The 15,002-nt window shown below is 52.9% G+C and carries 10 protein-coding genes; 9 read left to right on the top strand and 1 reads right to left on the bottom strand.

Annotated features, from left to right (window positions below; all coding sequences use genetic code 11):
* Positions 1–110: 110 nt before the first annotated feature.
* Together QW71_RS02280 and QW71_RS02275 are read left to right on the top strand one after the other, a co-directional pair.
* The gene (locus QW71_RS02280; RefSeq protein WP_039292709.1) at positions 111–1,235 is read left to right on the top strand and encodes an ABC transporter permease; all 1,125 of its coding nucleotides are present in this window, start codon (positions 111–113) and stop codon (positions 1,233–1,235) included.
* Positions 1,232–1,909, top strand: a complete 678-nt coding sequence (locus QW71_RS02275; RefSeq protein WP_039292708.1) for an ABC transporter ATP-binding protein — start codon at positions 1,232–1,234, stop codon at positions 1,907–1,909. Before QW71_RS02280 ends, QW71_RS02275 begins: the two co-directional genes overlap by 4 nt.
* Before the next feature lie 326 nt (positions 1,910–2,235).
* Here QW71_RS02275 and QW71_RS02270 read toward each other — a convergent pair whose 3' ends face one another.
* A complete protein-coding gene (locus tag QW71_RS02270) occupies positions 2,236–2,805 on the bottom strand; it encodes a TetR/AcrR family transcriptional regulator (protein WP_039292705.1) in 570 nt (189 codons plus the stop codon).
* Between the two features lie 121 nt (positions 2,806–2,926).
* Here QW71_RS02270 and QW71_RS02265 point away from each other — a divergent pair, with 121 nt between their 5' ends.
* From QW71_RS02265 to QW71_RS02235, 7 genes are all read left to right on the top strand, one after another.
* Positions 2,927–3,937 carry an NADP-dependent oxidoreductase gene (locus tag QW71_RS02265; RefSeq protein ID WP_047013566.1) on the top strand — a complete coding sequence of 337 codons (1,011 nt, stop codon included), beginning with the start codon at positions 2,927–2,929 and terminating at the stop codon, positions 3,935–3,937.
* A 93-nt stretch (positions 3,938–4,030) separates the two neighbouring features.
* On the top strand, positions 4,031–4,330 hold the full coding sequence (locus QW71_RS02260) for a putative quinol monooxygenase (RefSeq protein ID WP_039292700.1): 300 nt from the start codon (positions 4,031–4,033) through the stop codon (positions 4,328–4,330).
* A gap of 1,335 nt (positions 4,331–5,665) precedes the next feature.
* Positions 5,666–7,936: a sialidase family protein gene (locus QW71_RS02255; RefSeq protein WP_039292697.1), complete on the top strand. Its 2,271-nt coding sequence runs from the start codon at positions 5,666–5,668 to the stop codon at positions 7,934–7,936.
* A 158-nt stretch (positions 7,937–8,094) separates the two neighbouring features.
* Positions 8,095–11,100 carry a glycosyl hydrolase gene (locus QW71_RS37680; RefSeq protein ID WP_052769842.1) on the top strand — a complete coding sequence of 1,002 codons (3,006 nt, stop codon included), beginning with the start codon at positions 8,095–8,097 and terminating at the stop codon, positions 11,098–11,100.
* A 239-nt stretch (positions 11,101–11,339) separates the two neighbouring features.
* A complete protein-coding gene (locus tag QW71_RS02245; protein WP_373604756.1) occupies positions 11,340–12,203 on the top strand; it encodes an ABC transporter permease in 864 nt (287 codons plus the stop codon).
* 76 nt (positions 12,204–12,279) lie between these two features.
* Entirely contained in the window at positions 12,280–13,179 is a 900-nt protein-coding gene (locus QW71_RS02240; RefSeq protein ID WP_039292691.1) for a carbohydrate ABC transporter permease, read from the top strand.
* 72 nt (positions 13,180–13,251) lie between these two features.
* Positions 13,252–14,892, top strand: coding sequence for an extracellular solute-binding protein (locus QW71_RS02235; RefSeq protein ID WP_039292688.1), 1,641 nt, complete (start codon positions 13,252–13,254; stop codon positions 14,890–14,892).
* The last annotated feature ends 110 nt before the right edge of the window (positions 14,893–15,002 follow it).

Raw genomic sequence — 15,002 nt, 5'->3', positions numbered from 1 at the left:
ATCAGTTTTGGAAAGTCTATAGTTCAATCCGTATAATGTAATTCTTTATTCATACTCCGTTCATTTTCATCCTCTAAACTGTGGATATACAGATTAGAAGGAGTGGTTATATGTTTTTGGCTTTACGGGAGATGAGGCATTCCAAAGCACGCTACAGCCTCATAATGGTGATTATGCTGCTGGTTTCGTTTCTGGTCCTGTTCGTAACGGGCCTGGCCAGAGGACTTGCCTATGCGAATATCTCGGCACTGGAGAATATGCCTGCGAATTATTTTGTCGTGCAGAGCGACGCTGACCATACGTTTAGACGTTCACAGTTAGGCGAATCGGAGCTTGCAGCAGCCCGTGCGGTAGCAGGGGAGGCGAAGGCAACTCCGCTTGGAGTGCAGACCAGTACTATTACTGCTGCCGATGCAGATGTGAAGGCGGACATTACTTTTTTTGCCGTAGATATGGCGGGGATGCTCGCTCCTGAAGTGACGGATGGTGCTGGGATCACCAATGATGTTCAAGGGAATGCCGTGGTAGATTCGAAGCTGGAAGAGTCCGGTGTCACGATCGGCAGTACAATCAGTGATCAGGCAACAGGCATGAGCTGGACGGTTAGCGGTTTTGTGAAAGACAGCTCGTACAGCCATACCCCGGTGGTATATATTAACCAGCTGGATTGGCAGGCCATGAAGCAAGGGGCAGTTCAGGGCGGCAGCTCAGACAGCACAGGCAATGCTCCTTACAACGTTATCGCGCTAAAAGTATCTTCTGCACAGGCATCTGAAATTGCCGGACAGCAGCAGGCGGTAGAGGTGATTACCCAGAAACAGGCGATTTCCAGTGTCCCCGGATATGCGGCTGAACAGAATTCACTGCTTATGATGATAGCCTTCCTGTTCATTATTGCTGCAGTTGTACTTGCCGTATTCTTCTACGTAATCACAATCCAGAAGACCAGCCAGTTCGGTATTCTTAAGGCAATGGGTACCAAAATGTCCTATTTAGCCTGGAGCGTAGTCGGCCAAGTCCTGATTCTGTCTGTAGCCAGTCTGGCACTGAGCCTGCTGCTTACGTTCGGAATGAATATGGGGCTGCCGGATGCGATGCCGTTCCAGCTGGACGGCCAGACGATGATTCTGACCAGCCTGCTGTTCATCGGAATGTCGCTGCTGGGTTCACTGATTTCTGTAGCAAGAGTAGCCAAGGTGGATGCCTTGGAAGCGATAGGGAGGACTGGAGCATGAGTGCCAAATTAATCATGAAGCAAGTGACCAAAACCTACGGGGACGGAGACGGGGCAATGACTGTTTTGAATAACCTGGATTTTACGGTAAACGAAGGTGAATTCGTAGCAGTACTGGGTCCTTCGGGGTCCGGCAAAAGCACTTTTCTCTCTGCCGCCGGTGCTCTGCTCACCCCAACAAGCGGGGAAATCTTCATCGATGGTGAATCGCTGCGTGACAAAGACAAAGGTGATTTGACGGAGCTGAGGCTGCAAAAGATTGGCTTCATGTTCCAGAGCGCACAGCTGCTGCCTTTCCTGAAGGTGGAGGAACAGCTGCTCTATGTTGCCAAGCTGGCTAAGATCACCACGAAGGAAGCCAAGGTTCGGGCAACCTATCTGCTGAAGCGTCTGGAAATCTGGGAGCGGCGCAATCAGTATCCCGAGCAGCTGTCCGGCGGTGAGAAGCAGCGTGTGGCCATTGCCCGGGCGTGGATGAACAAACCGGCTATCCTGTTCGCAGATGAGCCGACAGCGAGTCTGGATTACAGCCGCGGCAGAGAAGTAGTGCGGATGATCGCTGACGAGGTGCGGAGCGAAGGCAAGGCAGCCGTTATGGTAACCCACGATGACCGCATGCTGGAGTGGTGCGACCGTGTGCTTCATCTGGAGGATGGCGTGCTGGTTCAAGCCTAGGTTAGAACTGAAATGGTTAGTTGAGACTGAATCCCGGGGACGGGGTTCAGTTTTTTTGTTAGTTAGGAAGATGATGTACATCAGTTGTGGACAAATAAGTTTTAGACTGATCCATAAAATGAAGCAGCGGCAGAAGAAGACTGCATAGATAAAGTCTTCTTCTGCCGCTTTTGATGTTTAACTAACCTCGACTAAGGATCCAACCTACCCTAAGTTCGCTGCTATGCCTTGAAATCGCTGCTCGCTCCATTCGTAAGAATTGCGCTCACAGGCTTTTGATGTTTAACTAACCTCGACTAAGGATCCAACCTACCCTAAGTTCGCTGCTATGCCTTGAAATCGCTGCTCGCTCCATTCGTAAGAATTGCGCTCACAATAATACTGAAAACATGCTCAGCTCGTGGCACTGACGAGGGCTGGTCACCGAGCCACGCAAGTGCAGCAGCTAGCGCGAACAGGTCATCACCGTTCATGTCGGTACGCGCAAGTCCCCTGGACTGAGCGCGTACGAGAAGCCGTGCACCTGCCTCTCGTAACGTGACGCACGAAGCGTGGAGTGCGGACTCCGTGTCCTCCATGGCCTCAACCATAACTGTCACAACACCCTGATAGATCCCAGTGAATGTAACGACCTCACGTAGCCAAGACACAAGTGCATCACCGGGTGAATCCGCAGTCTCGAGCTCACATGCCTTTACGGTCAACTCGTCGAAACCTGCACGGAGCAATGTATCAAGTAGCGCCTCTCTGGTCGGAAAATGACGATATAGTGTGCCGAGCCCGACACCAGCTCTGCGTGCGATATCGCGCAGCGAGGCATCGGCGCCGTGCTCAGTTACAACGACGTTCGCGATTGTCAGTATGTGCTCATAGTTTTTCTTTGCATCGGATCGCATAGTTATTCCCCCCTTGACAATAGGAGCAGTGCTCCGTATAATCATAAACGGAACGGTGATCCGTTTAAACGGAGCGCTGCTCTGGTAAGTATAACTCATTTGCATGAAGGGAGAAAGCCAGATGTCTAAAGATACAATGAAAGCAATTCGCCAGTATGAATTCGGCGGCCCAGAGGTACTGCGTTACGAGGAGGCGCCGATTCCCGAGCTGAAACCAGGTGAGGTGCTGGTCCGCGTTCACGCGGTTGGCATCAATCCGCCTGACTGGTATTTGCGCGAAGGGTATAAGGATCTTCCTCCTGAGTGGCAGCCAGCGGTGTCCTTTCCCTTGATTCTGGGGTCGGACGTGTCGGGCGTCGTCGAGGCGGTAGCTACGGATGTGCAAGGCTTCTCCGTCGGCGATGAAGTTTTCGGTATGGTTCGTTTTCCTAGTATGGGGGAGAGCACTGCTTATGCCGAGTACGTCACCGCACCAGCATCAGATCTTGCGCTGAAACCGGCTGGCATCGATCACGTGCTTGCTGCAGGAGCGCCAATGGCAGGTCTCACCGGATGGCAGTTCCTGATTGAGCTGGGGCATAGTGAAGCGAATCCGTTTCAACCGGAGCCGCATCGTCCGGTGCCGCTTAAGGGCAAGACGGTACTCATCAATGGCGCTGCGGGCGGCGTGGGGCATATAGCGGTACAACTGGCTAAATGGCAGGGCGCGCATGTCATCGCGGTCGCATCGGGCAAACATGAGTCATTCCTGCGCGGGCTTGGTGCTGACGAATTCATTGATTATACCAAAAACTCTCCTGAGGATATCGCCAAAGACGTTGATCTCGTCCTCGATACCCTTGGTGGTCCAACAACCGGTCGATTCTTGCGCACGCTCAAGCGTGGCGGAGCTTTGTTCCCGGTATTCATAGGCTTCTCTGACGCTGAGGAAGCCGCGAAACTGGGCATCACGGTATCAATGACCCAGGTGCGCTCAAACGGTCCGCAGTTGGCGGAATTAGGACGCTTACTCGATGCCGGGACGGTTCGCGTCGCCATTGACAGTACATTCCCGCTCGCCGATGCTCGCAAGGCGCATGGGCGGGTATCCGGTGGACACATTCAAGGCAAAATCGTGCTCACGATCGTGTAAGGACGGCAGCTCGAACGATTATCACTCTCCTAGCAGAACGAGAATCAGTTATGAAGCAATTTACTCACTTAGTTAAGAAAAGGATGAACAGCAATGATGATACTCATGGGTTACGCTCACCTAAATCCGTCTGATGTGAATGAGTTCACTGCAGAAGTTCAGGCCGTTGTTTCCAGTACGAGAGCTGAAAAGGGATGCCTGTTTTATGCCTTTACTTTGGAAGATGCACGCACCGGACGTATACTGACTGTCCAGCGGTGGCAAGATCAAGAATGTCTGACAGCCCATATTGAAAGACATGAGTCAGCGCCGTTTTTGAAAAAGTGGGGGAACAGGATGACAATGGACATTCTAAAATACGACGTCTCGAACGAGCGCTCATTTATGGAGTGAAAATTGTTTAGACCGGGGAACTCCCCCAATCTCTAACAGTAAAGAACAGAACGTGAAGTTTCCCACTCATTCGGCTCTTGTTATCCAATTGCGGGCACTAGTCTCATTTTCCACTACTAAAAGAGATTTGAGCTGTTCTTGGCAACAGAAGTAAGAAGGATCCGCTGCGGCGGATCCTTCTGCTTTGTATTAATAAAGTATCGGCTCCTTAAACATAACTTCCTTTTGCATAATGAAACGCCTGCCAGTCTTCAACTTTATTTTCTTCCAACCGCGGATTCGTCTGAAGGACGAGTATTCGAAAAACCGAATACAATATGCTTCCGTGAAGGTAATAGGGCCAAATGTATGCGAAAAACCGAACACAATGTGCTTCTGCGGAGGTAACCGGGCCAGATGTATGCGAAAAACCGAATACAGTGTGCTTCAACGAAGGTAACTAGACCCAATGTATGCGGAAAACCAAATACAGTGTGCTACAGTGAAGGTAACTAGAGCAAATGTATGCGAAAAACCGAATACAATGTGCCTCCGCGAAGGTATTAGGACCGAATGTATGCGAAAAACCGAATACAATGTTCTACCGCGAAGGTAAATAGACCAAATGTATGCGAAAAACCGAATACAATGTGCTACTGCGAAGGTAAACGGGCCGAATGTATGCGAAAAACCGAACACAATGTGCTGCTGCGAAGGTATCAGGGCCGAATGTATGCGAAAAACCGAACACAATGTGCTACCGCGAAGGTAAACGGGCCGAATGTATGCGAAAAACCGAATACAATGTGCTACTGTGAAGGCATCAGGGCCGAATGTATGTGAAAAATCGAATACAATGTGCTGCTGCGAAACTACAGGCTAATAATTATGGCATAAACAAGAGGCGCTCCCCCGGATACTGTTCCAGGGGGAGCGCCTTGTTTATGACCGGGCCAGATGTATGCGAAAAACCGAATACAATGTGCTTCTGCGAAGGTAACCGGGCCAAATGTATGCGAAAAACCGAACACAATGTGCTTCTGCGGAGGTAACCGGGCCAGATGTATGCGAAAAACCGAATACAATGTGCTTCTGCGAAGGTAACCGGGCCAAATGTATGCGAAAAACTGAATACAATGTGCTCCCCAAGATGCTGCTCCCGAATAAGTCTGAATGGAGTTATGCAAGGTGAACTTGCCCTTATTTAGGCAATTATGAATTTGGAAAAGAAGCCGCAGCTTTGTACTGCGATTCACATTCTTTGTTCAGCGGTAGATTTCGTTGCTGCCGGGGATGCCGCTCTGGTCAGCTCCAAGTTATGCTTAGAGGAACTGGAGCGAGGGGGGAGAAGCTGACATGGGAAATTCATTGAACCTGGCAGGTGTCTTGCTGCCGGCGGCGCTGGGCGGAGGCGGATATATTACCGGCTTGCTGCAGCATCCGGCGGATACCCGTGTTTTATATGCCCGCTGTGATGTAGCGGGCGTCTTCCGCAGCAGTGATGGCGGGGAGAGCTGGGAGACCCTGAACCGGGGGCTGACCCAGGCATACCATCACCAGGTGCAGAGCTTTGCCATTAGCTGTCATCACCCGGAGGTGATGTTCCGCTGCTGCGGCGAAGTGAGGAGCCGGACCTTCTACGGCGCGGTGCACAAATCGGCAGATGGCGGGAACAGCTGGTATGAGGTCTGCGGCGGGATGGGCTTCTACGGCAACGGGCCGACCCGGATGTACGGGGAGGTCATTGCCGTAGATCCCGTTCATCCCGGTATTGTAGCGGCCGGCGGGTATACCGGCGGACTCTGGATCAGCAGGGATGAAGGAGAGAGCTGGGAGCAGACCAGTCTTCCGGAGGAGCGTTTCGGGTGTGTAGCTTTTCACCCGGATCAGCCGGGTATGTTATATGCCGGAACGATCAGCGATGAGGAGCTGAATATGGATTATGCCGATCCGGGGGAGTACGGCATATTAGGGCTGCTGCAGGACCGCCCGCGGGGTAAGGCGGGCAGGCTGTATCTCAGCCGTGACTCGGGACAATCGTGGGAGCTGCTGGTTGAAGGTCCCAGCTTTGCCGGGCTGTCATTCGACAGCCGGGACCCGCAGCGGCTGCGGGACCCGCAGCGGCTGCTGGCCGCCTGCATCTGGGGCGGCATCAAGAGCAGTGCAGACGGAGGGCAGACCTGGCAGTCTGCCGGAGTAGGTCTGCTGAAGGGAGCGCAGCGGTACGGGACCCTTGTCCAGGATTGGCATATCCCGGAGCGCTGGTATACTGCACCTGATCTGCGCCCGCAGATGCAGGACATTCCGCCGATACCGCTGTATGTTTCAGACGATGGCGCGGAGCGGTGGAGGCTGCTCCATCATCACAACGATAATGATTTAAGCGGCTTTCCGGCATACATGGACAGCTTTAACGGAGGTTCACGGGCTTCAGCTGCCGGCTGGGCGATCTCCAAGATTATCGTAGACCGGTTCACACCAGGCCGCCTCTATCTCTGCAACTGGTATGGGGTAGCCTACAGCGGGGATGGAGGAATGACCTGGCGGGCCGGGCAGTTCCGGGGGCTTGAGACAACCTGCATGGAAGCGGTGGTGGCAGATAAGCTGCAGCCCGGCAAGTTCTGTGTCACCATGGCGGATCATTCCCCGAAGGTGACTGAGGATGGCGGTCTCTCCTTCCGCAATCTGCCCGGACTGTCCGGCTATTCCGGAAGCTCTGCGGCTGTTATTTCCGCAGCAGATCCGGGATTGTATCTGTACGGCCTCATCGGCCACGGCCGTACAGCCTGTATCGCTGTATACCGCGATGGTGAAGACCGTGCCCGAGCAGCTCTAACACTGGGTCCCGGGTTATTCGTGCAGGCTTTGCGTGAGGACGGCAATCAGCCGGGCACCTATTATGCCTATGTGGACGGGGCAGTCAGTGCAGGCGCAGGAATCTACCGGTCGCGGGACGGCGGCACTTCATGGGACCGCACAGCTTTTCGGCCTCCGGCTTATGTGGAGACACTTCCGCATCAGAAGCGCTGGATTGAAGCTGAGCTGCTGTCCGTTGTAGTCTATCAGGTCAAGAATGCCTGCGGGTCCAACCAGCTCATGGATACGAATCCGCATCAGGCAGGACAGCTAATTGCCGGAGAAGCCACGGAGGGGATTTGGCAATCCTCAGACCATGGTGACACCTGGGATTTCATAGGAGAGGGGCTTCCTTTTCAGCTTGGCGGCCCGGCTTCAATACTGAGCGCAGTGGCGTACTCTCCCTCCCGTCCGGGGACAATCTATGCGGGGTTTATTTCAGAAGGGCTATGGCGCAGCAGTGACGGCGGACAGAGCTGGCACAAGCTGTTTCCGGTTATGGCAGGCAAGCTCTTCAATGTATCAGCACTCTCGGTTGGGCGGGGTGAACACGGTGAGGATGTGCTGATTTCAGCCAGCGAACCGATGGTCCGGACCTCCACAGAATCTGAAATGGTATGGAGCCGGGATGGGGGAGACACCTGGGAGGAGTGGGAGCATGCCCCGCTTGGAGCTGTCCGCTGGAAGGGGATTGCGCTTGATTGTGAGGTGAGACGAGTGCTTGCCGTCACCTGTGGAAACGGTGCTTTCCGCGGGACAATCAGCCTGTAGCGGGTTTAGCTGTTTTTAACTGCGTTGTCATTGCTGAAACACAGTTTTCGTTGCTGCGGGTTCTTGTTGAGTCTCAAGGAAAACGCTTACATTTGATGAGCCGGACGATGTAATCATCGAATATAATCCGGCTCTATTCAAATGGAGGACTGAACAAAGTGGCTGCACGAACGAGCAAAAAATGGTTGCATGGTTGCCTGGCCCTCGCTCTGTTTGTTGCATCAATTCTCCTGCCGCCAGCGGTATCTTATTCGGCAGGGGAGAATCTGCTTGGAAATCCCGGCTTCGAAGCGGGAGATGTGTCGTGGGAGAAATGGGGGAGTCCGGTGGTGACAACCGCCGAGAAGCATGGTGGCGCGAAGAGTCTTCAGGTGAAGCGGAATACAGGCGGGGCATCTGCGTCCGTAGCAGTGCAGGAAGGTAAAACCTACAGGGTAGGCTTGTGGGTCAAATTCGCAGGAACGGGAGTGACGAGTGCGGCGATCGATCTGGATGCCTTCGGCAGTCAGCAGACGAAGCAATATCTCTATTTCTCCGGTTCGACCCAGTGGGAGTATAAGCAGCTGCTGTACACACCGGCTCCCGGGGTGCAGTACATCCGTTTCTCCTTCTGGAACAGCACCAGCAAAGATTATTATATTGATGACGCTTTGATCCGGGAGAATGTTGACATTGAACGGCCGACAACACCAGGAACCTGGACAGCAGAGCATGAGCCGGATTCGCTTAAGCTGACCTGGGCGGGCTCTACAGATGATATGGCGGTCGAATCTTACCAGCTGTCCTACAAAAAAACGGAAGACTCCGGCTGGGATACCTTATCGGTTCCCCATCAGGAGACCGTCACATCATACACCTATACCTTGCAGAATCTTGATCCATTCTCTGTGTATGCCATTATGCTGCGTTCCAGGGATACTGCCGGCAATACTTCCGGTGCTGTGATGGGTATGGAGGCAACGCCGGGCGTCAATCTGCTAACTAATGGCGGTTTCGAAACGGCTTCGATCAGCCCGTGGACCGAGACAGGAACGGTGCAGACCACAACCTACGGAACATACGCTGGACAATATGCGGCGCGGTTGCCGGGTAATTCGGCGGTCAGAAGCGCAGAGATTTCTGTGGACAGGCAAGACTCTTATCTGGTTTCCTATTGGACCAGGTCAGCAGCGGTGCCCCCGGAAGCAATAACGGTCAGTGTCAGCGTTTATCATGAGAACTCTGATGAAATCGTTCATCCGCTCATTACGAACGCCGCTGCGGTGTGGGCGCGGTCAGAAGGACAGCTGAGCACAGTAAGTAACGGGGAATATATGCAGCTGACAGCAAAGAATCAGACAGGGACGGATCAGTTCCTGGATCAGGTATACATCGGCAAGCTGCCGGAGCTTCCAGAGGACCTTGCACCTGGGGCGCCAGCAGGGTTTACCGTGAACCGTGCCGATGGTGTGTCCGCAGATCTGGAGTGGCTGGCAGCTACGGGTCCTTTTGGTGTGAAGAATTATAGCATTACCTTCAAAAAGGCGGCGGATACTGAATGGAGCAGTATAACGGTGCCTTATGTTCCTGGTCAATCCTTGTATGCCTATAAGCTGGAAGGTCTGTCACCTGAGAGTCTCTATGAGGTGAAGGTGACAGCAGTCAGCGAAGGGACGGCAGTGTCGGCGGCGAGTTCACTTGAGCTCACTACCGGCAAGATGTTCCCGGTGAATCCGGGAGCGTCGGAGGAAGCGGCAGCACTTCTGGACCGGCTCTATGCCACGGTTGGCAGCGCCGTGTATACAGGCCAGCATAATTATTATGAAGCGCCATCCCTTTGGTATGATACGGCTGCAGAATTAACCGGATATTATCCGGCGATCTGGGGTTCGGATTTCGCCTATTATACCGGCGGGGATTTCAGCGCCCTGCGCCAGGCCATGATTGACGAGGCTATCAACAAAGGTCATACGGGCAGCATTATTACCCTGACGTATCATGAGCCCCGTCCTATGGATTCTGCCACCGCCGGCTGGGAAAGTGTCACAGGAGATGTAACGGCAGCTCAGATGACGGAGATTGTTACTCCGGGGACTGCACTCTACAATCAGTGGGCTGCTCAAGTGGATGAAGTTGCAGGATATCTTGCCCAGCTGAGAGACGAAGGCATTCCGGTGCTGTGGCGGCCGTATCATGAGATGAATGCCGAATTCTTCTGGTGGGGCGCGCGGCCGGAGCTGTTCAGGCAGCTGTGGGACAATATGTACGACCGTTTCACCCATCTGCATGGTCTGGATAATCTGATCTGGGTATGGAGCCCGAATGCCGAGAGCTCATGGGCCTATGATTCTGCTCCTTATTATCCCGGTCATGATGCCGTAGATGTGCTGGCGATGGATATCTATAACAACGATTACCGGGATACGTATTACAACAAGCTTGTGCAGCTTAGCGGCGGCAGACCGATTGCTATCGGAGAGAACGGGGAACTGCCGGACATGGATATGCTGCGGGAGAAGCAGCCCCGGTATGCGTATTTCATGACCTGGTCGCAATATTTGACCGACAAAAATTCACTCAGTGCCATTCAAGCGCTCTATAGCAATCCGCGTGCGCTCCATAACGGCGAAACAGGCAACGGTCCGTATGTGCCGCCGCCTGCGGACAGTTATCTCATTGATGATTTCGAACAGTACGGCAGCTCGAACAGCAGCCTGCGTTCCAAATGGCAGCGGAATGTCTCCGGCAATTTGGCGACGGTGACGCTGGACACTTACCATCTGAACAGCGGCATCTACGGGCTTAAGCTGGACTATACGGTTGGCAATCCCGGCTATGCGGGAGTCTACCGCAGCATGGGCAAGGAATGGCCGGGAATGGAAGCCATTTCCTTCTGGCTGCAGCCGGATGGCTCGAACCGGCAGCTTGCAGTTCAGTTTCATGAGACGAACGGTGAGGTATGGGAAGCGAGTATTCCGGTCCAAGGCACATCGCCAGTGCTTGTAAGTATTCCCTTTACCGAATTCCTGCGGCCCGGCTGGTCTACTGGCGGCAACGGCGTCATCGATCTGGGTTCCATTAAAGAGTTCGCATTCTATATTGCCCAAGGCAGCGGGACACAGGGCAGCGGAACACTGTATATAGACGATGTAAAAGCTATCAAATTGCCCGTGGAGGAAGAATAAGCCACTGTAACTAACTCAACCCAGCCGGAGTGATCCGGAAAAAATCTCCGTTGCTGGACCACAGTTTTCGTTGGCTGCGCTACTGGTAGCTCCTTCCTGGAGATCATAGAATGAAGGTGTAAAGCAAAGAAACAGGAAGGATGACCAATGTGGAAATCGAGCGGAGATTGCCCGTCGGGAAGAAAGGAAACGCAGTATCCTGGTGCAATAACTGGATCAGACAATGGGATCTTCAGCTGATGGTAGTGCCTGCTTTGATCTTCATCTTTATTTTCAGTTACCTGCCCATGTATGGAGTTCTAATGGCTTTCCAGGATTATCAGCTGTTCGGCGGATTCTTACACAGTCCATGGGTGGGGCTGAAGCATTTCGAAGCTTTCTTCAATTCCCCGGACTTCTGGAGAGTCATGCGCAACACGATGGTGATCAGTCTGCTGAAGCTCTGCTTCGGCTTCCCGGCACCGATACTGCTGGCGCTGATGCTGAATGAAGTCCGGAGTATGATGTTCAAGCGGGTCGTGCAGACTGTCAGCTATCTGCCGCATTTTCTATCGTGGGTGATCGTCGGCGGTTTCGTAGGCTCGATGCTGTCGACTGATAATGGAAGCGTTAACATGCTGCTGATGAGTCTGAATCTAACATCTGAACCGATCAGCTTTCTGTCTGTGCCGGAGTATTTCTGGGGTATTCTCGTAGGGACGGGGATGTGGAAGGAGATGGGGTTTGCCGCCATTGTCTATCTGGCTGCCATTGCCGGAATTGATCCGGATCTGTATGAAGCCGCTTCCATCGACGGGGCGGGGAGATTCAAGCAGATCCAGCTGATCATACTGCCTTGTATCCGGCCGGTCATTATTATCTTCATGATTCTGGCGGTGGGCAATATTCTTAACGCCGGGTTTGAAGATATTCTCATTCTGGCCACGAATCCGATACTCCGTGATGTGTCGGATGTGATCGATACCTATGTGTACCGGATGGGGATTCTGAATAACCGCTTCTCATACGCGGCAGCAGCAGGGTTGTTCAAGGCAGTTGTGAGTGTAACACTGCTGGCTCTAGCCAATAAAGCAGCCAGAAAAATGGGCTCCAGCCTATGGTGAGCGAAGCAGCATCAAAGCGGTATAGATGCAGAAATGTTCATGAAATCAGACTCTGCGGGGAAAGGAGTTACAGGTTATGATGAAGCTGTCAACGGGGGATAAAGTGCTGCAGCTGTTCATTTATATCATTCTGATCCTGCTGGGCTTCGTCACCCTGTATCCCTTCTGGAATTCCCTGGTTATATCTTTCAATATGGGCTCGGATACATCGCTGGGCGGCATCACGTTCTGGCCCCGGGTCCCAACGTTTGATAACTATGAGGTCGTCTTCCAGGACAGCCGGATCGGGCAGGCGTTCATGATATCCATTCTGAGAACGCTAACCGGAACGATCCTGTCCGTGCTGTTCACAGCTATCCTGGCTTACGGGCTATCGCGTCATGAGCTGATCGGGCGCAGGTTCTATATGGTCTTCTGCATCATTACAATGTATTTCAGCGGCGGCTTAATTCCTACCTTTCTGCTGCTGCGGGAGTTTGGCATGATGGACACCTTTTGGGTTCTCGTTATTCCCGGGTTAATCAGTGTATATAATATGATTATTTTCCGGACCTTCTTTCTTGGCCTGCCGGCGGGACTGGCGGAGTCGGCACGGATTGACGGCTGCAATCATATCGGTGTGCTGATCCGTATCATATTGCCCATATCAGGTCCTGTCGTGGCTACGCTGTCTCTATTTACCGCTGTCTATCACTGGAATGACTGGTTCTCAGCCAGTATATATATCAACGATCCGAGCCTGATTCCGATTCAGACGCTTCTGAAGCAGATCCTGAATTCTAACATTGTGACGGATCAGCTTCAGTCTGTAGGCAATGCGGCGGCCCAGGACCGTCTGGCACTGGTGCAGTCAGTTACCACCAAGTCGCTGATTATGGCTACCACTATGGTGGCAACGCTGCCAATCATTATGGTGTATCCGTTTCTGCAAAAATATTTTGTCAAAGGGGTACTCATCGGTTCCTTGAAAGAGTAGCGCAAATTTCTTGAACTCACATGTAGAGAGGGGTTACTTAATTTGAAACGGACGACCAAACGATGGACACAAATGACGGTTGTATTATGTACGGTGCTGCTGATGGCCGGGTGCGGCGGGGGGAATAACGCAGCGGTTCAGAGTACGGCAGAACCCGGTAAAGAACCGGCGGCAGCCACTGCTGCAGCGGAAACGGCGGTACCCGCAACTACGGAGCCTTCCACAGACGCAGTAAGCACAGTGAAGCCGGTAACCTTCAGCTATTACAGCAATTATGACTGGGATACTACTGAGCAGTGGGGCGCCGACTCAACCACGCGCTGGATTGCCGATACCCTGAAGGTCAACATGACTCCCGTTCAGTCAAGCGGCGCCGCCGAGACGAAGTTCAGCACCATGATTGCTTCAGGCAGTCTGCCGGATGTCATTATGACGGACCGCGGTGCAAGTGTCGAGCGTCTGCGGCAAGGCGGAATGCTGGTGGCACTGGATGATTATCTCGACAAATATCCGAATTTGAAAAATAACGCCGGGGAAGCCACACTTGGTATGCTCTGCTCAGACGACGGCAAGCTGTACCAGTTCCCGAACTGGTATACCTCAAGCCCCAACGGCAACGGCGGTTGGATCATTAACAAGAAAATTTATAAAGAGCTGGGCTCGCCGAAGCTGGAAACCTTTGATGATCTATATGCCTATCTGAAGCTGGTGAAGGAGAAGTACAGTGATGTTGTTCCCCTCGAGGTTGGAGCCAAAGGCCGGGGCATTGATACCATGTATGGCGGATGGGCGGAGAACAAACCTTATCTGACAAGAGCTAATCCTGTGGGCAATGAACTGAAGTCGATCTTTGAAGATCCGATTTTCATTGAGAATATGCAGTATGCCAGCAAGCTGTTCCGCGACAAGCTGATTTCACAGGATGTATTCACGCAGACCGGCGACCAGATTAACGAAAAGCTGAAAACAGGCCGCGTCGCGGTATACGTGGATGGCGATGTGGTCAATCCGGGCCGGGGAGCGGACGGTGCCCTGAAGGCAACCGATCCGGAAGCGGGCTACGAGATCATCTGGCCGATCCACAAGGCCGGCCTGGATGCCACCAAAATCACTCCGAATAATTACAATTCCCTCGGCTGGAATGTGCTCGTGATTACGAAGAATGCCAAGGACCCTGAAGCGATTTTCTCATACCTGGACTGGTTGACCGGGGAGGAGGGCCAGCGTATTATCAACTTCGGACGTAAGGGACTCTACTGGGATGAGACTGACGCAGATGGAGTACCGATTCTAAATGCCGGGGGACTTAGCACAGAGCAGGCAGGGAAAGACAAGGAAAGAATCGGCCGCTTCAACTGGGTAGGCAACACGACATTCATCGATCAGACCAAAGCCAAGATGGATGCGCAGCTGCCGGCTGATAAGCAGAATTGGACGACGCTGGCCCAGCAGAAAGTGACCTGGAAGACTTCCCGGAACTTTACGGAATTCGTGAACCTTGATCCGCTTCCGGATTCGGAAGAAGGAACCATTGCCACTGCCGTTAACGATATCTATCAGGAGGCTTTTGCCAAGACGCTGTACGCCAAGAGTGATGAAGAGGTGCTGAGCCTGATTAACCAAGCGAATGAAGACGCCTCAAAAGCGGGTTACGGCAAGCTGCTGGCGTACCAGACGGAAAGATGGCAGAACAACCTCAGCAAGATGAAATAACAATAGAGTCTGCTTGGGGCGTGGGGTATACTGAAGCCAAGTATACCCCATTATTTGGGAAGGGGCTGCCTTCCGCCTTATGGGGATAACCTCCGCTCTTGCGCCTTGGC

This window comes from Paenibacillus sp. IHB B 3415 (genome assembly GCF_000802655.2).
Classification (GTDB): domain Bacteria; phylum Bacillota; class Bacilli; order Paenibacillales; family Paenibacillaceae; genus Paenibacillus_AQ; species Paenibacillus_AQ phytohabitans.
This window is presented reverse-complemented; position numbering and strand designations above follow the sequence as displayed.

Bases quoted from the DNA above. Each gene is read 5' to 3' on its own strand.
- QW71_RS02280 (WP_039292709.1), top strand. From the start codon at position 111: ATGTTTTTGGCTTTACGGGAGATGAGGCATTCCAAAGCACGCTACAGC.
- QW71_RS02275 (WP_039292708.1), top strand. From the start codon at position 1,232: ATGAGTGCCAAATTAATCATGAAGCAAGTGACCAAAACCTACGGGGAC.
- QW71_RS02270 (WP_039292705.1), bottom strand. From the start codon at position 2,805: ATGCGATCCGATGCAAAGAAAAACTATGAGCACATACTGACAATCGCG.
- QW71_RS02265 (WP_047013566.1), top strand. From the start codon at position 2,927: ATGTCTAAAGATACAATGAAAGCAATTCGCCAGTATGAATTCGGCGGC.
- QW71_RS02260 (WP_039292700.1), top strand. From the start codon at position 4,031: ATGATGATACTCATGGGTTACGCTCACCTAAATCCGTCTGATGTGAAT.
- QW71_RS02255 (WP_039292697.1), top strand. From the start codon at position 5,666: ATGGGAAATTCATTGAACCTGGCAGGTGTCTTGCTGCCGGCGGCGCTG.
- QW71_RS02245 (WP_373604756.1), top strand. From the start codon at position 11,340: ATGGTAGTGCCTGCTTTGATCTTCATCTTTATTTTCAGTTACCTGCCC.
- QW71_RS02240 (WP_039292691.1), top strand. From the start codon at position 12,280: ATGATGAAGCTGTCAACGGGGGATAAAGTGCTGCAGCTGTTCATTTAT.
- QW71_RS02235 (WP_039292688.1), top strand. From the start codon at position 13,252: ATGACGGTTGTATTATGTACGGTGCTGCTGATGGCCGGGTGCGGCGGG.